Source organism: Agromyces rhizosphaerae, assembly GCF_027925245.1.
GTDB lineage: Bacteria > Actinomycetota > Actinomycetes > Actinomycetales > Microbacteriaceae > Agromyces > Agromyces rhizosphaerae.
Genome location: NZ_BSDP01000001.1, coordinates 513121 through 530783, shown reverse-complemented (window position 1 = coordinate 530783; position 17663 = coordinate 513121). Strand labels below are relative to the sequence as shown.

At 73.7% G+C, this 17663-nt stretch carries 18 protein-coding genes; 11 read left to right on the top strand and 7 right to left on the bottom strand.

What is annotated here, in order from left to right; translation table 11 throughout:
• The first annotated feature begins 31 nt into the window (after nt 1-31).
• From QMG39_RS02490 to QMG39_RS02445, 10 genes are all read left to right on the top strand, one after another.
• Nucleotides 32-739, top strand: a complete 708-nt coding sequence (locus QMG39_RS02490; RefSeq protein WP_281882248.1) for a ThuA domain-containing protein — start codon at nt 32-34, stop codon at nt 737-739.
• Nucleotides 736-1878, top strand: a complete 1143-nt coding sequence (locus QMG39_RS02485; protein ID WP_281882247.1) for a glycerate kinase — start codon at nt 736-738, stop codon at nt 1876-1878. The genes QMG39_RS02490 and QMG39_RS02485 overlap by 4 nt, the downstream gene beginning before the upstream one ends.
• Nucleotides 1879-2055: 177 nt before the next feature.
• Nucleotides 2056-3330 carry a multidrug effflux MFS transporter gene (locus QMG39_RS02480; protein ID WP_281882246.1) on the top strand — a complete coding sequence of 425 codons (1275 nt, stop codon included), beginning with the start codon at nt 2056-2058 and terminating at the stop codon, nt 3328-3330.
• A gap of 102 nt (nt 3331-3432) precedes the next feature.
• Nucleotides 3433-4134: a phosphatase PAP2 family protein gene (locus QMG39_RS02475; RefSeq protein WP_281882245.1), complete on the top strand. Its 702-nt coding sequence runs from the start codon at nt 3433-3435 to the stop codon at nt 4132-4134.
• A 53-nt stretch (nt 4135-4187) separates the two neighbouring features.
• Nucleotides 4188-5486, top strand: coding sequence for a SufS family cysteine desulfurase (locus QMG39_RS02470; protein WP_281882244.1), 1299 nt, complete (start codon nt 4188-4190; stop codon nt 5484-5486).
• Nucleotides 5483-5938: a Fe-S cluster assembly sulfur transfer protein SufU gene (gene sufU / locus QMG39_RS02465; RefSeq protein WP_281882243.1), complete on the top strand. Its 456-nt coding sequence runs from the start codon at nt 5483-5485 to the stop codon at nt 5936-5938. The genes QMG39_RS02470 and sufU overlap by 4 nt, the downstream gene beginning before the upstream one ends.
• A gap of 17 nt (nt 5939-5955) precedes the next feature.
• The gene (locus tag QMG39_RS02460; RefSeq protein WP_281882242.1) at nt 5956-7227 is read left to right on the top strand and encodes an FAD-binding protein; all 1272 of its coding nucleotides are present in this window, start codon (nt 5956-5958) and stop codon (nt 7225-7227) included.
• Between the two features lie 16 nt (nt 7228-7243).
• On the top strand, nt 7244-8065 hold the full coding sequence (locus QMG39_RS02455; protein WP_281882241.1) for a hypothetical protein: 822 nt from the start codon (nt 7244-7246) through the stop codon (nt 8063-8065).
• The gene (menC, locus tag QMG39_RS02450; RefSeq protein ID WP_281882240.1) at nt 8065-9189 is read left to right on the top strand and encodes an o-succinylbenzoate synthase; all 1125 of its coding nucleotides are present in this window, start codon (nt 8065-8067) and stop codon (nt 9187-9189) included. Before QMG39_RS02455 ends, menC begins: the two co-directional genes overlap by 1 nt.
• Before the next feature lie 79 nt (nt 9190-9268).
• Nucleotides 9269-9670: a DoxX family protein gene (locus tag QMG39_RS02445; RefSeq protein WP_281882239.1), complete on the top strand. Its 402-nt coding sequence runs from the start codon at nt 9269-9271 to the stop codon at nt 9668-9670.
• A gap of 36 nt (nt 9671-9706) precedes the next feature.
• Here QMG39_RS02445 and QMG39_RS02440 read toward each other — a convergent pair whose 3' ends face one another.
• From QMG39_RS02440 to QMG39_RS02430, 3 genes are read right to left on the bottom strand one after another with little or no spacing between them, the layout of a single operon-like run.
• The gene (locus tag QMG39_RS02440; RefSeq protein ID WP_281882238.1) at nt 9707-10006 is read right to left on the bottom strand and encodes a YgaP family membrane protein; all 300 of its coding nucleotides are present in this window, start codon (nt 10004-10006) and stop codon (nt 9707-9709) included.
• A complete protein-coding gene (locus QMG39_RS02435; protein WP_281882237.1) occupies nt 10003-10383 on the bottom strand; it encodes a thioredoxin family protein in 381 nt (126 codons plus the stop codon). The genes QMG39_RS02440 and QMG39_RS02435 overlap by 4 nt, the downstream gene beginning before the upstream one ends.
• Nucleotides 10384-10419: 36 nt before the next feature.
• Nucleotides 10420-11340, bottom strand: coding sequence for an aminoglycoside phosphotransferase family protein (locus QMG39_RS02430; protein WP_281882236.1), 921 nt, complete (start codon nt 11338-11340; stop codon nt 10420-10422).
• Between the two features lie 37 nt (nt 11341-11377).
• Here QMG39_RS02430 and QMG39_RS02425 point away from each other — a divergent pair, with 37 nt between their 5' ends.
• A complete protein-coding gene (locus QMG39_RS02425) occupies nt 11378-12022 on the top strand; it encodes a GNAT family N-acetyltransferase (protein WP_281882235.1) in 645 nt (214 codons plus the stop codon).
• Between the two features lie 28 nt (nt 12023-12050).
• Here QMG39_RS02425 and QMG39_RS02420 read toward each other — a convergent pair whose 3' ends face one another.
• The 4 genes from QMG39_RS02420 to QMG39_RS02405 all read right to left on the bottom strand — a co-directional run bounded on the left by QMG39_RS02420 (nt 12051) and on the right by QMG39_RS02405 (nt 17629).
• Nucleotides 12051-12674 (bottom strand): hypothetical protein, encoded by a 624-nt coding sequence (locus QMG39_RS02420; protein WP_281882234.1) that lies wholly within the window; start codon nt 12672-12674, stop codon nt 12051-12053.
• Between the two features lie 61 nt (nt 12675-12735).
• On the bottom strand, nt 12736-14037 hold the full coding sequence (locus QMG39_RS02415; RefSeq protein WP_309298769.1) for a glycoside hydrolase family 27 protein: 1302 nt from the start codon (nt 14035-14037) through the stop codon (nt 12736-12738).
• A gap of 43 nt (nt 14038-14080) precedes the next feature.
• Nucleotides 14081-15604, bottom strand: a complete 1524-nt coding sequence (gene arfA / locus QMG39_RS02410; RefSeq protein WP_281882233.1) for an arabinosylfuranosidase ArfA — start codon at nt 15602-15604, stop codon at nt 14081-14083.
• A gap of 9 nt (nt 15605-15613) precedes the next feature.
• On the bottom strand, nt 15614-17629 hold the full coding sequence (locus tag QMG39_RS02405; RefSeq protein WP_281882232.1) for a beta-galactosidase: 2016 nt from the start codon (nt 17627-17629) through the stop codon (nt 15614-15616).
• Between the last annotated feature and the right edge of the window lie 34 nt (nt 17630-17663).

Here is a 17663-nt window from a genome sequence, read left to right as displayed (position 1 = left end):
TGCGCGAACCCGAACGCGCGAGGAGGTCGAGATGGCGAACGCGGTGATCCTGTCCGGGCATGGGCGGTACGACGATCCGTTCCACCCGTTCATCGACACCTCGCAGGCGCTGGCCGACCTGCTGGTCGACGAGGGCTTCACGGTCGAGATCGTGCACGACACGGATGCCCGGCTGGCGGCCGGGCTCGACGGCGTCGACCTGCTCGTGGTGCACACGGGCGACCCGTGGCGCTCGCTCGTCGACGCGACGCTGCTGCCGGAGCGCGAGCGGCGCACGCCCGCGCCCGACGTGCTCGCCGCCGAGCGCGCGAACCTCGCGGAGGCGGTCGAGCGCGGCATCGGCCTGCTCGGCATGCACGCGGCCGCCGCGTCGCTGCGCGACCTGCCGCAGTGGCGGGAGCTCCTCGACGGCGAGTGGGACGGCGAGTTCTCGTTCCACCCGCCGATGGGTGTCGCCTCGCTGCACGTGCACCGCGACGCGCACCCGGTCGTGGCGGGCATCGACGACTTCGAGCTGGTCGACGAGCGGTACACCGACCTGGTGCTCGGCGAGCACGTCGTGCCGCTCGTGGAGCACACCTACGACGACGAGCAGCACCCGCTGGTGTGGGCGCGCGAGGTCGGGCGGTGCCGCATCGTCTACGACGCGCTCGGCCACGATCTGCGCTCGTACGAGAGCCCCGAGCACCGCAGGCTGCTCGCCAACGCGGTGCGCTGGCTCACCGAGGCGCGTCCGTGAGCCGCCGCGTCGTGCTCGCGCCCGACTCGTTCAAGGGCACCGCGACGGCCGCGGACGCGGCGTCGGCGCTCGCCGCGGGCTGGGCGCGCACCGCACCCGGCGACGAGCTGGTCGCACGGCCGATGGCCGACGGCGGCGAGGGCACGATCGACGCGCTCGCCGCGGCCGACCCCGACGCCGAGCGGATGCCCGTGCGGGTGACCGGCCCCGACGGACGCCCGGTCGACACGAGCTGGCTGCGCCTGACCGGGGCCGACGGCGAACGCCTCGGCGTGGTCGAGCTCGCGAGCGCGTCGGGCATCACCCTGCTCGACCCGCTCCAGCCGCTCGACGCGCACACGATCGGCTTCGGCGAGGCCATCGCCGCCGCGCTCGACGCGGGCGTCGACCGCCTGCTGCTCGCGATCGGCGGCAGCTCCTCGACCGACGGCGGGCTCGGTGCCCTGACCGCCCTCGGGGCGCGGGCGACGGATGCCTCGGGGCGGCCCGTGCGGCCCGGCAACCGCGGCCTCGGCGACCTCCACCGCGTCGACCTCACCGGGCTGCGCCCACTGCCACCGGGCGGCGCCGTGGTCCTGAGCGACGTGACCAACCCGCTCCTCGGGGCGGACGGCGCTGCCGCCGTCTTCGGGCCGCAGAAGGGCGCGGACGAGGCGCAGGTGCCGCTCATGGACGCGCACCTCGCCCGGTTCGCGGCCGTGCTGCGCCGGGGGTTCGAGGCGGCGGATGCCCCGGGTCCGGCGCCCGATCCCGCGACGCCCGGCGCGGGCGCCGCCGGCGGCACCGGGTACGGTCTGCTCGCGTGGGGGGCGACCGCGGTGAGCGGTGCGGCCGCGGTGGCCGAGGCGATCGGCCTGGCGGCGGCGATCGACCGGGCAGACGTGGTCGTGACCGGCGAGGGGAAGTTCGACGGGCAATCGGAGGCCGGCAAGGTGCCCTCGGAGGTGCGCGCGACCGCGCTCGCGTCGGGGGTGCCGGTCGCCCTGGTCGCGGGCGTCATCGCGGCGGAGGCCGGCGACTTCGCGGCATCCGTCTCGCTCGCCGATCTCGCCGGCAGCCCCGGAGAGGCGATGGCGCGCCCGCTCGCGTGGCTCGAGGAGGCCGGGGCGCGCCTGGCCGCGCTGCTGCCCACGCCCTGACGGGTTTCGGCGCACGGGCGCGCGCCGCTAGACTGGCGACATCGATCGAATCGATTCGAGGTCGCAGCGGACCCGATCGGCTCGACCCCGGCGGCGCTCGACGCACGCCCACCCTCCTTCCGCCCCAGACGGTGCCCGACGGCGCGCATCGCTCGTGACCCTCCGAACAGGAGCGCAGTGACCGCGACCAGCCCCATCCCGATCATCCTGCCGAGCGACGCGCGCACCCCGCACGCCGGCGACGCGCTGACGCGCCGTCAGCGCCTGACCTACATCTTCGTGCTCGGCGCGCTCACCGCACTCGGCCCGTTCACCATCGACCTCTACCTGCCGGCGTTCCCGGCGCTCGAGTCCGACCTCGACGTGTCCGCGGCCGCGGTGCAGCTCACGCTGACGGGCACCATGATCGGCTTCGGCTTCGGTCAGCTGGTGGTGGGCCCGTGGAGCGACAAGATCGGGCGTCGGCTCCCGCTCATCCTCGCGACGGTGCTGCACGTGCTCTCGTGCGTCGGCGCGGCGCTGTCGCCGGACATCTACTGGCTCGGCGCGTTCCGCCTCCTGATGGGCTTCGGCGCCGCGGCGGGCGCGGTCGTCGCCATGGCGATGGTGCGCGACCTCTTCGGCGGCAAGCCGCTCGTGCGCATGCTCTCGCGGCTCGCACTGGTCTCGGGCCTCGCGCCCGTGATCGCCCCGGTGATCGGCTCGCAGCTCCTGCTGATCACCGACTGGCGGGGCATCTTCTGGGTGCTGTCGGGCTACGGGGCGCTCGTGCTCGTCGCCGTGCTCGTGTTCCTCGTCGAGACGCTGCCCGCGCACCGGCGCCACCAGGCCGGGCACTCCACCATCGGTCAGCGCTACAAGGCGCTCTTCACCGACCGCATCTTCATCGGCGTCGCGCTCATCGGCGGCATGAACTTCACCGCCCTGTTCTCGTACCTCTCGGCGTCGTCGTTCGTCTTCCAGGACGTCTACGGCTTCGACGCCCAGCAGTACGGGCTGCTCTTCGCCGCGAACTCGATCGGCGTCGTCCTCGGCGTGCAGACGTCCTCTCGCCTCATGTCGAAGCTCGACGTGGGGCCGCAGTGGATCCTCGCGGTGACCACCGTCGTGCAGCTCGCGATGGCGATCGCGATCGTCGTGCTCGACCAGGCCGGCGCCGGCATGTGGGGCACGATCATCCCGCTCTGGTTCTTCATCTCCGCGTGCGGGTTCACCTTCCCGACGGTGCAGGTGCTCGCGCTCGCGCACCACGGCTCGGAGGCCGGTACGGCCGCGTCGCTCCTCGGCGCGCTGAACTTCGGGCTCGCGGGCCTCATCTCTCCGCTCATCGGCCTGCTCGGCGTCGCGTCCTCCACGCCGATGGCCGCGGTCATGGGCGTCGCGATCTCCGTGGCGATCCTCACCCTCTGGATCGTCGTGCGCCCGCGCACCGTGCCGCCGCTCAGCGACTGACCCGCGCCCGTCGTCGCCGAGACCCGTCAGGAACCTGCGCTTCCGGGCCCGGGATCGCAGCCGTTCGACGGGTCTCGAGTTCGGGCGGGGTAGCGTGGCCGGATGGGGGAGACGAAGGCGACGGATGCCGCGGGCGAGGCCGAGGCGATCGAGGTCGGCCGCCGCGTGCCCCTGTTCAGCGGCATCGCGGCGGTGCTGCTCGCCGCGGGCCTCGGGCTGCTGATCGCGGGGCGGTTCGACGGGCTGCCCGTCGAGATCGACGAGGAGTGGGCCGAGGAGATCCTCGAGATCAGGGGCCCCGTGGGCATCTGGCTCGCCACCGTCATGGATCGCCTGGGCGGCGGCGTCATCGGCGTGCTCGTCGTGCCGGTCGTCACGATCGTCGCGCTGCTCCTGCTGCGCCGGCCGTGGGGTGCGGCGTACTTCCTCGCGGCATCCGTCGCGAGCGCCGCGCTCGTGCAGCTGCTGAAGCAGCTCTTCGGCCGCGCACGCCCGGAGGACATGCTCGTCACGAGCGACTTCGGCTCATTCCCGTCGGGGCATGTGGCGAACGCCGCGACGATCGCGGTGACGCTGGGGGTCATCGTGCCACGGGTCTGGGTGTGGGCCGCGGGCACCGCGTACGTCGTGCTCATGCTCGTCAGCCGCACCTACCTCGGCGTGCACTGGTTCACCGACACGATCGGGGGGATGCTGGTCGGCGCGGGTGTCGCCCTCATGCTGTGGGCCCCGTTCGCACGGCCGCTGGAGCGCGAGCGCCTGGCGTGGCATCCGCCCGGCACCCGCCCGACGGGCGACGACTGACCGCAGCGGGCCGCGCGCGCCGCCCCGCCGCCGCGGACGCGTACGCTGGGAGGGTGACTTCCGCGCCGCTGACCGAGGCAGAACTCGACGGTATCCGGGCGCAGTTCCCGATCCTCGCCACCGAGGTGCACGGGCATCCGCTCGCCTACCTCGACTCCGCCGCGACCGCGCAGAAGCCGCTGCGCGTGCTCGACGCCGAGCGCGCCTTCTACGCCGAGGCGAACTCCGCGGTGCACCGCGGCGCGCACACGCTCGCGGCCGATGCCACCGAGCGCTACGAGGAGGCCCGCCGCACGGTCGCCGGCCACCTCGGCGCGACCGAGCACGAGATCGTGTTCACCGGCAACGCCACCGAGGGCCTCAACCTGCTCGCGACCGCCATCGGCCACGCGAGCACCGGTCGCGGGGCGGGCGCCGACTTCCCGTCGCACGGCCTCGTCGAGGGCGACGAGATCGTCGTGACCGAGCTCGAGCACCACGCCAACCTCATCCCGTGGCAGGAGCTCGCGGCGCGCACCGGCGCGATCCTGAAGGTCGTCCCGGTCGACGACGACGGCGTGATCGAGGCGGATGCCGCGGCCGACGTCATCACCCAGCGCACGCGCATCGTCGCGTTCGCGCACGTCTCGAACGCGACCGGCCGCGTCTCGCCGCTCGACGCGCTCATCGCCCCGGCCCGGGCGGTCGGCGCGCTCGTCGTGCTCGACGCCTGCCAGTCGGCGCCGCACCTCGAGCTGCGCCCGGCCGAGCTGGGGGTCGACGCGGCCGTCTTCAGCGCGCACAAGGTCTACGGGCCCAATGGCATCGGCGTGCTCTGGGGGCGTCGAGAACTGCTCGACGCCCTGCCGCCGCATCTCTACGGCGGCTCGGCGATCACGACCGTGACGCTCGAGAAGGCGCACTTCCTCCCCGCGCCCGCCCGGTTCGAGCCGGGCACCCCGCGCATCGCGCAGGCGATCGGCCTCGCCGAGGCGCTGCGGTTCGTCGACGGGATCGGCCTCGACCGCATCGCCGCGAGCGAGCACGCCCTCGCCGCACGGCTGCACGACGGCCTCGCCGGCATGCCGGGCATCCGGGTGCTGGGCGGCCCGGGCGCGGACGGTCGCGTCGCGCTCGCGAGCATCGACGTCGACGGCGTGCACGCCCACGACGCCGGCCAGGTGCTCGACGACCTCGGCATCGCGGTGCGCGTCGGCCACCACTGCGCGCAGCCGCTGCACCGCCGGCTCGGCCTCACCGCGAGCCTGCGCATCAGCGCGGGCGTGCACACCACCCCCGACGAGATCGACCGGGCGCTCGACGCCGTCTCGGGCATCCGCAGCTTCTTCGGCGTCGCCGGGAGTGCGGCATGAGCGGCCTCGACCAGCTGTACCAGCAGATCATCCTCGACCACTCGAAGCGCCCGCACGGCGTCGGGCTCGTCGACGGCGAGGAGACGAGCCACCAGCTCAACACGACCTGCGGTGACGAGGTCACGCTCGCGCTGCGCCGCGACGGCGACGGCCGGGTGGTCGCGGTCGGCTGGGAGGGCCAGGGCTGCTCCATCTCGCAGGCGAGCGCGTCGATGCTGTCCGCGCTGCTCGAGGAGGAGCAGGAGGGCATGACCGACGCCGAGCTCACGGCCTTCATCGAGGAGTTCCGCACGGTGCTGCGCTCGCGCGGCACGCTCGAGCTCGACGAGGAGCGCTTCGGCGATGCGGCCGCGCTCGGCGGCGCGTCGCGCTACGTCGCGCGGGTGAAGTGCGCGATGCTGCCGTGGGTCGCCGCGGAGGACCTCGTGCAACGGCACGCGGCACGGGGCTGACAGGGGAGGAACGACACATGGGGGACGTGCAGCGCAACTGGGCGGGCAATCTCGTCTACGCGACCAAACGGGTGGTCGCGCCCGCCTCGGTCGATGAGCTGGCCGACGTGGTGCGCTCCGCGGCCGACGCGGGCACGGCCATCCGCGCGCTCGGCACGCGGCACTCGTTCAACCGCATCGCCGACACCGACGGCCTGCTCGTCGCCACCGGCGGGCTGCCGGCCGACGTCGCGATCGACGCCGACCGGCGCGTGGTGCGCGTCTCCGCCGGGCTCCGCTACGGCGATCTCGGCAGCCGCCTCCAACTGGAGGGCTGGGCGCTCGCCAACCTCGCGTCGCTGCCGCACATCTCGATCGCCGGGGCGATCGCGACCGGCACGCACGGCTCGGGCGACCGGGTCGGCACGCTCTCCAGCGCGGTGGCCGGGCTCGAGCTCGTGGCCGCCGCAGGCGACCCGGTGGTGCTGCGCCGGGGCAACCCTGACTTCGACGGCGCGGTCGTCGGCATCGGCGCCCTCGGAATCGTGACCCACGTCGAGCTCGACATCGTGCCGACCTTCGACATCGCGCAGACCGTCTACGAGCGCCTGCCGCTCGACGCGGTGCTCGCCGACCTCGACGCGGTCACCGGCGCCGGCTACAGCGTCTCGATGTTCCACTCGTGGCGCGAGCCCGACGTGCTCGACCAGGCGTGGGTGAAGCGGCGGGCGGATGCCCCGGGGCCGTGGCCCGACGCACTGCTCGGCGCCCGCGCGGCCGAGCGCAAGCTCGATCCGCTCGGTGCACCCGATCCCGAGCACTGCACCGAGCAGCTCGGCGAGCCGGGCCCGTGGATCGATCGCCTGCCGCACTTCAAGCTCGAGTTCACGCCCTCGAAGGGGGAGGAGCTGCAGTCGGAGTTCCTCGTGCCGCGCCGCCACGCGGCCGATGCCATCGCGGCGGTGCGCGGGCTCGCGGCATCCGTCGCCCCGCTCGTGTACGTGACGGAGATTCGCACGATGGCCGCCGACGACCTCTGGCTCTCGCCCGCGGCGGGCACCGGCGCGGTCGGCATCCACTTCACCTGGAAGCAGGACCAGCCTGCGGTCGAGGCCCTGCTGCCCGTGCTCGGGGATGCGCTCGCGCCGTTCGCCGCGCGCCCGCACTGGGGCAAGCTGTTCGACGTGGCGCAGGCCGCACCCCGCATGCAGGAGCTGTACCCGCACTGGCGCGACTTCGCCGACCTGCGCGAGCGGTACGACCCCCGCGGCGTGTTCCGCAACGACTTCCTCGCGCGACTCGGCCTCTGACGGCGAGCGTCGAGCCATGCCGAACGCGGTCGATCCCGGAGCCCCGCGCGCCGCGCGCGAGGCCGCGGCCGCGGCGTGCACGGCGGCGGGGGTCGACGTGCGGTCGGCCGCAGCAGCCGACCTCGACGACGTGATCGGCGTCTTCACCTCGACCTGGGGTGCGGGCCGCAGCCCCGACTGGCCGCACCTGCGCGCGATGCTCCAGGCGGGGGCCACCGTGCTGGTCGCGCACGACGACGCCGGCCCCGTCGGCGCGACGTACGGGTTCCTCGGCTGGAACGGCGGGCTGCACCTGCACTCGCACATGAACGCGGTGCTGCCGCGAGCGCGGGGACGCGGCGCGGGGGTGGCGCTGAAGCTGGCGCAGCGGGCGGACTGCCTCGCGCACGGCGTCGACGAGATGCGCTGGACCTTCGATCCGCTCATCCGCCGCAACGCCAGGATGAACCTCGTGCGACTCGGCGCCGAGGTCGCCGAGGTGCTGCCCGACTTCTACGGCGAACTGCGCGACGCGATCTCCGGCACCGACCACAGCGACCGCTTCGAGGTGCGCTGGCGGCTGACGTCGCCGCGGGTCCGCCGGGCGCTGGATCGTGCGCCGCAACCGCTCTGGCGAGGCGCCGCCGGGTTCGCGCTGGTGCCCGACTACGAGGCGCTGCGGGCGGATGCCCCGGAGGAGGCCGCGCACCACCGCGACGCCGCGCGACTGGCCTTCGCCGCCGCCGTCGCCGCGGGCCTGCGCCCGGAGCTCGACGCCGCGGGCGACTACGTGTTCACCGATGACGACCCCGACCGGGCGGACGGCCCGGACGACGACACCGCCCCGGGAGGCCGCTGATGCGCATCGAACAGGTCGTACTGCACCGGGTGGCCATGCCGCTCGTGCGCCCCTTCGAGACGTCGTTCGGCACGCAGGCCGCGCGAGACGTGCTGCTCGTGCACGTGCGCAGCGACGTGGGCGACGGCTGGGGCGAGTGCGTGGCGGGCGCCGACCCGCTGTACAGCTCCGAGTACGTCGAGGGGGCCGCGCACGTGCTGCGCACCTACCTCGTGCCCGCCCTGCTCGCGCAGCCCGAGGTGACCGCGGAGTCGGTCGCCGAGACGCTCGCGTTCGTGGCCGGCCACCGCATGGCCAAGGCCGCGCTCGAGGCGGCGGTGCTCGACGCGCAGCTGCGGGCCGAGGGCATGTCGATGGGGACGTACTTCGGCGCCGAGCGCGAGTGGGTCGACTGCGGCGTCTCGGTGGGCATCGCGGGCTCGATCGACGAGCTCCTCGACGAGGTCGCGGGCTACATCGAGGAGGGGTACCGCCGCATCAAGCTCAAGGTGAAGCCGGGCTGGGACCTGCTGCCGGTGAACGCCGTGCGCGAGGAGCTCGGGCCCGACCGCCTGCTCCAGGTCGACGCGAACAGCGCCTACCGCGCCCACGACATCCCGCTGCTCGCCGAGCTCGACGCGTTCCGGCTCGTGCTGATCGAGCAGCCGTTCCCCGAGGAGGACATCGCGACGCACGCGGCGCTCGCGGCCGAGATCGAGACGCCGGTCTGCCTCGACGAGTCGATCCTCGACGCCGACGTCGCGCTCGACGCGATCGAGCGCGGTGCGACGAGCGTGATCAACATCAAGGCCGGCCGCGTCGGCGGGTACCTCGAGGCGGTGCGCGTGCACGACCTGTGCCGCGCGGTCGACGTGTCCGTCTGGTGCGGCGGCATGCTCGAGACCGGCGTCGGCCGGGCGGCCAACGTGGCGCTCGCCGCACTGCCGGGCTTCACGCTGCCGGGCGACACCTCGGCGTCGCGGCGCTACTTCGCCGACGACCTGACGGAGCCCTTCGAGCTCGGCACGGGGGAGCACCGGGGGCAGCTGCGGGTGCCCGACGGCCCCGGCACGGGCGTCACGGTGCGCGACGACCTGCTGCGGGCGTGGGCGACGCGCGAGCCCGAGGTGCTGCGGCGGGCGTGAGCGCGCGGCATCCGCTCGAATTTCTGCATTCTGTGCAAATTCCCGGTTTCACGGCCGCGGCCCGCGGTTGACTGGACGCATGCCAACGACGACCTCGGTTCCCCGCACCATCGCCCGCGTGCTGCTCGGCGGCGCGCTCGTCTTCGCCGGCGCGACGCACCTCACCGTCGCGCGCGAGGAGTTCCGCGCCCAGGTGCCGCCATGGGTGCCGATGGACGCCGACGGGGTGGTCGTCGCCTCGGGGGTCGCCGAGATCGGCCTGGGGGCGGCGCTCGTCGCGCTGCCGAAGGAGCGCCGCCGCGTCGGCTGGATCGTCGCCGCGTTCTTCGCCGCGATCTTCCCGGGCAACATCGCCCAGTACACGGAGCGCCGCGACGGGTTCGGCCTCGACACCGACCGCAAGCGGTTCGGCCGGCTGTTCTTCCAGCCGGTGCTCATCGCCTGGGCGCTCTGGTCGACGGGCGCGCTGAAGCGCGGCTGATCGCCGCAGCGAGCCGCGCGATGCGTCTCGGCGCGATCAGCGCGAGACGCGCTCCCGCTCGCCCTCGAGCAGCGGCTGCCGGGCCTCCTCGTAGCCGAGGTGGTTCGGCTCGACGTCGCGCCCCGCGTGCAGCAGGTTGTCGGGGCACCATCCGGTGACCGCGCCGATCGCGAGCAGGGTCGCGCAGATCGCCGCGGGGATGGCACACCACAGGTTGTCCCAGATGCTCACGGCGACGGCGCCGACGAAGACGGCGCCGATCGCACGGACGAGACGGTCGACGGGGCGTGCGCTGCAGTTGGTCGACCGCAGTGCGCGGACCAGCCGGCTGGTCACGCCGACTGCTCGCGCGCGGCGCGCTGGGCCTCGACCTCGGCGCGCACCTGGTCCATGTCGAGCGCACGCACGCCCGAGATGACCTGCTCCAGCTGCGGGGCGCCGAGCGCGCCGGGCTGGGCGAAGACGATGATGCCGTCGCGGAACGCCATGAGCGTCGGGATCGACGTGATGCGGAACCCGGCAGCGAGTGCCTGCTCGGCCTCGGTGTCGATCTTGCCGAAGACGATGTCGGGGTGCTCCTCCGAGGCGCGCTCGAACACCGGCGCGAAGGCGCGGCACGGCCCGCACCACGCGGCCCAGAAGTCGAGCAGCACGATGTCGTTGTCGCGGATGGTCGCGGTCAGGTCGGACTCGGTGATGGTCTTGGTGGGCATGGGGGTCAGTCTAGCAGATACCCCGGGGGTATCATTTCACCCGCGCGAATCGCGGTCCAGCAGGTCCGCGGCGAGCTCCCCGATCGCGGTCACCGACGCCGCGTGCACCGGGTCGTCGTCGACGGCGTACCAGGTCGACGACAGGGCGCACCACGCCACGAGCCAGCGCAGCATCCGCCGAGGCGCGAGCCCCGAGGCATCCGTCACGACCTTCAGCGTGGCCTCGAGCCTGCCCCGGGCCACCGGGATGAGGTGGCCGGGGTTGCAGAACAGGTTGCAGTAGTCGAACGCGCGGTCGCCGACCAGTCCCTTGGGATCGATCGCGAGCCAGCCCGACGCGCCGAAGTCGAGCACGTTGCCGTGGTGCAGGTCGCCGTGCAGCGCGACGATCTCGGTCTGCTCGTCGAGCAGCTCGGCGGCGATGCCGGCACCCCGCCGATGGAACGGCCCGAGCAGGTCCGACTGCGGCGAGAGGTCGCGGAACCACTTCGCGAGCGGCACCAGCTGGTCGTCGGCGACGTCGCGAACGGCTCCGGATGCCGCGTGCAGCCGCGCCGCGGTGGCGCAGAGCACCCGGGTGGCCGCCTCGTCGCGCCCCGCCTCGACCATCGTCACGAGGTTCCGGCCGCCCGTCGCGCGCACCACGAGCAGCGCGTCGCCGTCGACCCGCAGCACGGGCGCCGCGCCCGCGCCGCCCCATGCCGCGAGCACCGAGCCGCCGCGCTGCTCCTCGTCGCTGCGGCTCACCTTGAGCATCGCCACGACGCCCTCCTCGGTGCGCACCGGCAGCAGGCGGCTCGTGCGGGTCTCGATCGGCAGTCCGTCGGCCGCGAGTCGCCAGCGGTCGAGCCACGACTCCAGCACCACGTCGGCGGCGCGCGTCGGGGGACCGACGCGACCGCGCAGGGTCGCAGCGCCGACCGCGGCCGGGCGCTCGGGTGACGCGGATACCGCCATGCGTCCCAGTATCGTCCTGCTGCGTAGGATCGGGGCAGTGACCGCACCCGAACCCCCGAAGCGCGACCGACTCGTGATCCGGCCGTACCGGCCCGCGGACCACCACGCCGTGTCGGAGATCTGCGTGCGCACCGCCATGGCCGGCGGCGACGCGCGCGGTGCGTACTCCGACGACGCGCTCATGCCCGACGTCTACGCACGCCCTTACCTCGCGTTCGCGCCGGACCTCGCCTTCGTGGCCGACGACGGCGGGCGGGTCGTCGGCTACGTGCTCGGCGTCGCCGACACCGACGCGTTCGTCGAGTGGTGGCGACGCGAGTGGCTGCCGGAGTTCCGCGAGCGGCACCCGGAGCCGGGTCCGCCCACGGACCGCGGGCCCGCGTACACCGAGGCGCAGCTCGTCGCCGACGGGCGACGGCCCGAGCGCATGCGCATCCCCGAGCTCGCCGGGTACCCGGCGCACCTGCACGTCGACCTGCTGCCGGAGGCCCAGGGCCGTGGCCTCGGACGCAGCCTCATCGACGCCCTCCGATCGGCGCTCGCCGCCCGCGGGGTGCCCGGCGTGCACCTCTCGATGGACCCCGCCAACGTCGGCGCCCGCGCGTTCTACGACCGGCTCGGCTTCGTCGAACTGCCGTCGAGCACGGCGGAAGCGCCGGTGCTCGGCATCGCGACGAGCTGAGCGTCTGCGGGCGCGGCGGCCGGGGCGCTCAGTGCCGGCGCGGGCGCTTCTCGAACCAGTAGAGCAGTTCGGGGTGCGACGCGCGCAGGTCCTGGAGCGTGAGCGGCTCGCGGTGCCGGTGCTCGGGCACCTCGAGGATGGGCGCGACCACGTCCATGGCCGAGGCGTCCCAGAAGTCGCCGCGCATGCGCACGAGCGCCCGGCCGTCCCGGTCGATGACGAACAGCTGGGGGTTGGTGTCCGGCGTCGGGCCCGCGTAGAGGTCGAGGCGCACCACGTGGTCGACGTCGCACCGCTGGGCGTGCCGGAGCACCCCGAAGAACCCGCGCTCGGTGATGCCGGTCGAGTCGACCCAGATCGCGACCCGGCGGAACAGCAGCCACACGGTCGCGAGCAGCGCGCCCACGACGGCGGCTCCGACGGCGACCGGCACCCACTCGCCCTCGGGGATCGTCGTCCACAGCAGCACCCCGACCACGGGCAGCCCGATGCCGATCACGGGGGTCGTGATGCCGCGGATCACCGCCGACCTGGGTCGCAACGTCTGCACCCGCACGGGGCGGTCGACCAGCGGCACGTGCGGGCTGAGCCGGGGCGCGGCGGCCGGACTCTGGACCACCGATCGCGCGGTGTCGGCGCCTCCGTCTCCCATGCGTTCGATCCTGCTCCACGGCGGGCCCGAACGCTATCCGCATTAATGGGGACAGCGGCGCTCAGACGCGCACGAGGCGGCAGCCGTGGGGTGCGAGCGCGAGGCGCAGCACCGACGAGCCGGGGGCCACGGAGCGGGCCGCGTCGCCCTGCTCGTGGACCGGCTCGACCGGCAGCGCCTCGCCGGTCCACACGTCGACCGGTCCCGCCGGCGCGGGACCGAGGCCGAGCGTGCGGGTGTCGAACGGCTCGGCGCGCGCCTCGTCGGCGAGGTTGAACACGGCCGCCCAGCGGACGCCGTCGGCGCCCTCGGCCGACCAGGCGACGAGCTCGCGCTCGCGCAGCAGCTCCCTGCTCCGTTTCGAGCGCAGCAGCTCGAGCACGCCGTCGTGCTGCAGCAGCGCGATCGTCGTCGCATCGGTGGTCGGCAGGTCGCCGCCGACCATGAGCGGCGAGCGCGCCATGGCCCAGAGCGTGAGCATCGAGCGCCGCTCCTCGGGCGTGAGGAGGTCGTCCCGGGGCTCGCCCCGCTCGGCGCGCAGGCCGATGCGGCCGAGCGGCAGCATGTCGGCGTCGGGCCAGCCCTCGGGGCCGGCGAACGGCGCCCAGCGCGCGAGCCGCGCGAAGTTGTCCTCGACATCGGCCCACCGGTCCCAGACGTCGTCGCAGACGCGCCACATGGTGGCGTGCGCGCGCAGGTGGTCGAGGTGCGCGGCCGACAGGTGACGGCCGGGCGAGAGCGACAGGGCGATTTGGCGGGGCGACTCGGCGATGGCGGCCGACAGCGCCTCGATGTCATCGGCCTGGTAGGGCCAGAGCAGGTCGTCGGCCTTGATGAAGTCGACACCCCAGCGCTCGTACTGCGCGATCAGCGAGCGCACGTACGCGGCCGAGCCCGGGTGCCCGCGGCGGAGGCCGAGGTAGTGCGGGTTCCACTCGCAGACGTTCGCGTCGTCGGCGACCTGCGACGCGGTGGCGTCGCTGCCGGCGACCGGGAGGTCGAGCAGGACCGCACGGCGCGGGATGCCGCGCATGATGTGGATGCCGAGCTTCAGGCCCATCGCGTGCAGCTCGTCGGCGAGCGGTGCGAAGCCCGCGCCGCCCGACGACGACGGGAAGCGCACGGGGTCGGGCTGGAGCCTGCCGTGGCCGTCGAGCGCGAGCAGGGCGTGCTCGGTGTAGCCGTGGCTGCGCGGCGACGGATCCGACCAGTCGGCGTCGATCACGACCGTGTCCCAGCCGTGGGGCAGCAGGTGCTCGGCGAGGAAGCGGGCGTTGTCGAGCACCTCGGCCTCGGTGACGGTCGTCCCGTAGGAGTCCCAGCTGTTCCACCCCATCGGCGGGGTGGCCGACTTCCTCAGCACGGCGCGCCGTCCGTCGCGCGCCGGAACCGCGCCCCGTCCACCGTCACGCCAGGCGCACCGCCGCCCAGCTCACCGCCGGCAGCGGCAGCACCAGGGTCGACCCGTCGACGACGGCGCCCTCGAGCGCGCGCACGCCCACGCGCTCGGGCTCCTCCAGCGTGTTCGCCGCGTACCAGTCGTCCTCGTGCAGCAGGTGCGACTCGACGAGCGCGAGGTCGCGTCCCAGCCCGGCCGTGAGGGGTGCGAGATCGACGCGCAGCTCGGTGGCATCCGTCGTCGAGCGGTTCACGACGAACAGCGAGGCGCCCTCGTCGTCGAGCGTGGCGACCGCGTTCACCGTCGCGACCTCGCCGAGCTTCTCGCTCGTGAACGTGCCCGCGTCGACGGGCACGCGCACGGCGCGGTCGCCGGCCAGGCGCGACGTGATCGAGAACGGGAAGAACGTGGTCTGCCGCCAGGCCGGGCCGCCCGGCTCGGTCATGATCGGGGCGATCACGTTGACGAGCTGCGCGAGCGACGCCGAGCGCACCCGGTCCGCGTGCTGCAGCAGCGTGATGAGCAGGTCGCCGAACACCACGGCGTCGAGGGCGTGGTACTGATCCTCGAGCAGGCGCGGCGCGACCGGCCAGCCCTCCTCCTCGGGGGCGTTGTTCTGTCCGCCGTCCTCGCGGTGCAGGTACCAGACGTTCCACTCGTCGAACGAGATCATGATGCGCTTGTCGCTCTTGCGCGATGCGGCGACCGAGTCGGCGATCGCGACGACCGACTCGATGAACTTCGCCATGTCGACGCCCGAGGCGAGGAACTCCTGCGCGTCGCCGCCGAGCTCCTGGTAATACGAGTGGCACGAGATGAAGTCGACGTCGTCGAAGGAGTGCTCGAGCACCGTGCGCTCCCACGAGCCGAACGTGGGCATGCTGCGCCCCGAGGACCCGCACACGACGAGCTCGACGCCGGGGTCGAGCATCCGCATCGCCTTGGCGGTCTGCGAGGCGAGCTTGCCGTAGTCGTCGGCGTTCTTGTGCCCGATCTGCCACGGGCCGTCCATCTCGTTGCCGAGGCACCACATCTTCACGGCGAAGGGCTCCGGATGCCCGTTGGCCGCGCGCCGGTCCGTCCACGCGGTCGTCGCGTCGGAGTTGGCGTACTCGAGCACGTCGAGCGCCTCCTGCGTGCCGCGCGTGCCGAGGTTGACCGCGAGCATCAGGTCGCTGCCCACCAGGTCGAGCCACTGCTGGAACTCGTGCAGGCCGACCTCGTTCGTCTCGGTCGAGTGCCACGCGAGGTCGAGGCGGCGCGGGCGCTGGTCGACCGGGCCGATGCCGTCCTCCCACCGGTAGCCGGACACGAAGTTGCCGCCGGGGTAGCGGATCGTCGAGACGCCGAGCTCCTGCACCAGCGCGACGACGTCGGTGCGGAAGCCGTCGGCGTCGGCGGAGGGATGCCCCGGCTCGAAGATCCCGTCGTAGATGTGGCGCCCGAGGTGCTCGACGAACCCGCCGAAGATGCGGCGATCGATGTCGGCGACCACGGCGTGCGGGTCGAGGCGGGCGGATGCGTCGGTCATCGGGCGTCCTTACGTGGTGTGGCCGGTTCGAGCGAAGAGTACTTCCTGCGGGCCGAGGGTGCGCATCACGATCGGCTCGCCCGACTCCAGGTCGTGGCCGTTGAGGGCGACGACGGCCGGTTCGGAGCCGTGGTTGATGACGGTCACGACGTCGCCGCGGCGCGCCGCCTCGACGCCCGCGGGCAGGTCCGGCAGCACGGGCTCGACGCCGGACGCCTCGACCAGCGCGCCGACCACCGCGTCGACGCCGGCTGCGTCGGGCATCGTCGCGACGTACCACGCCTCGCCCGACGCGTGGCGGTTGCGGGTGAGCGCGGGGCGGCCTTCGGCGCGGCCGTCGCCGAAGCTCGCGACGACCTCGGCGGTCGTCGGGTGGACGACCTCGGCCACGAGCGTGCCCCGTGCCTCGACGCCGGCCAGGGCGAACTGGACCGTCTCGCGGGGGCCGGACGCGTGGCCGAGGAGCGCGCCGACGCCGCTGCCGCCGGTCGAGGCGCCGCCGAGGGCACCGAAGTCCTCGAAGCGGATGCCGAGCGCGCCGCCCAACCGGGTGATGAACCCGCCGGCGCGGAACTGGTCGTTCGAGTCGACCACGTCGCTGAACGGACCGGCGAGCAGTGTGCCGCCGCCCTCGACGAAGCGCAGCAGCGCGTCGGCTCCCGCATCGCGCAGCAGGTACAGCGCGGGAGCGACGACGAGGTCGTAGCCGTCGTCCACGCGCTCCGGCGGCACGATGTCGACCATGATGCCGCGCGAGTGGAAGGCGCCGTACCACTCGCGGCAGACCGCGAGGTAGTCGATCCCGGTCGGGTGGTCTCGCTCCTCGACGGCCCACCAGCTCTCCCAGTCGAAGACGAGGGCGACCCGGGCGTCGCGGCCGGGAGCGGGCAGCGCGGGCAGGGCGCCGAGCCGCGCGCCCAGCTCGTTCACCGCGCGCCACGTCGCCGTCTCGGTGCCGGCGTGGGGCAGCATCGCCGAGTGGAACTTCTCGCTGCCCGCGCGCGACTGGCGCCACTGGAAGAACATGATGCCGTTGGCGCCGCGTGCGATGGACTGCGCCGTCTCGGCCATGAGCTGCCCGGGGAGCTTGCCCGGGTTGGACGGGCGCCAGTTGACCGCATCCGTCGCCTGTTCCCAGAGCAGCCACGGCACCCCCGGCTTCATCGAGCGGATGAGGTCGCGCTGGAAGGCGGAGTCGCGCACGCGCGTGGGGCTCGAGGGGTCGGGGTAGCAGTCGTCGGCGATCACGTCCATGTGCGGGGCCCAGGACTCGTAGTCGGCGGGCTTGAACGGTCCCATGAAGTTGGTGGTGATCGGCTGGGTCGCGCCGGCGGCGAGCAGGATCTCGCGCTCCATGAGGTAGCACTCGAGCAGCATGTCCGAGGTGAAGCGGCGCCAGTCGAGCATGGACGACGGGTTGTGGCTGTAGGGCGCCAGGCGGGGCGGGAAGATCTCGTCGAAGTCGGCGTACCGCTGCGACCAGAAGCTGGTGCCCCAGGCCTCGTTCAGCGCGTCCACCGTGACGTAGCGCTCGCGCAGCCAGCCCCGGTACGCGTCGCGGGCCGAGTCGGAGAAGTCCATCGGCAGGTGGCAGCCGAACTCGTTGCCGACGTGCCACATGACCACGGCGGGGTGGTGGGCGTAGCGCTCGGCGATGCGGCGCACGAGCTCGCCCGCGAGTCGCCGGTAGGTCGGCGACGACGGGGCGAAGTGCTGCCTGCTGCCCGGCCAGTAGGTCGCGCCGTGCTCGTCGGCGGGGAGGGTCTCCGGGTACCGGGCGCTCACCCACGGGGGCGGCGACGCGGTCGCCGTGGCCAGGTTGACCGCGATGCCGCCGGCGTGGAGCGTGTCGATCACGCGGTCGAGCCAGGCGAAGTCCCAGGCGTCCTCCGTCGGCTGGATGCGCGACCACGCGAAGATGCCGAGGCTCACGATGTTGACGCCCGCCTGCTGCATGAGGCGCACGTCGTCGTCCCACACCTCCTCCGGCCACTGGTCGGGGTTGTAGTCGGCGCCGTAGAGCACGTCGAAGGCTCCTTCGTTCGAAGCGGTCGGTGGG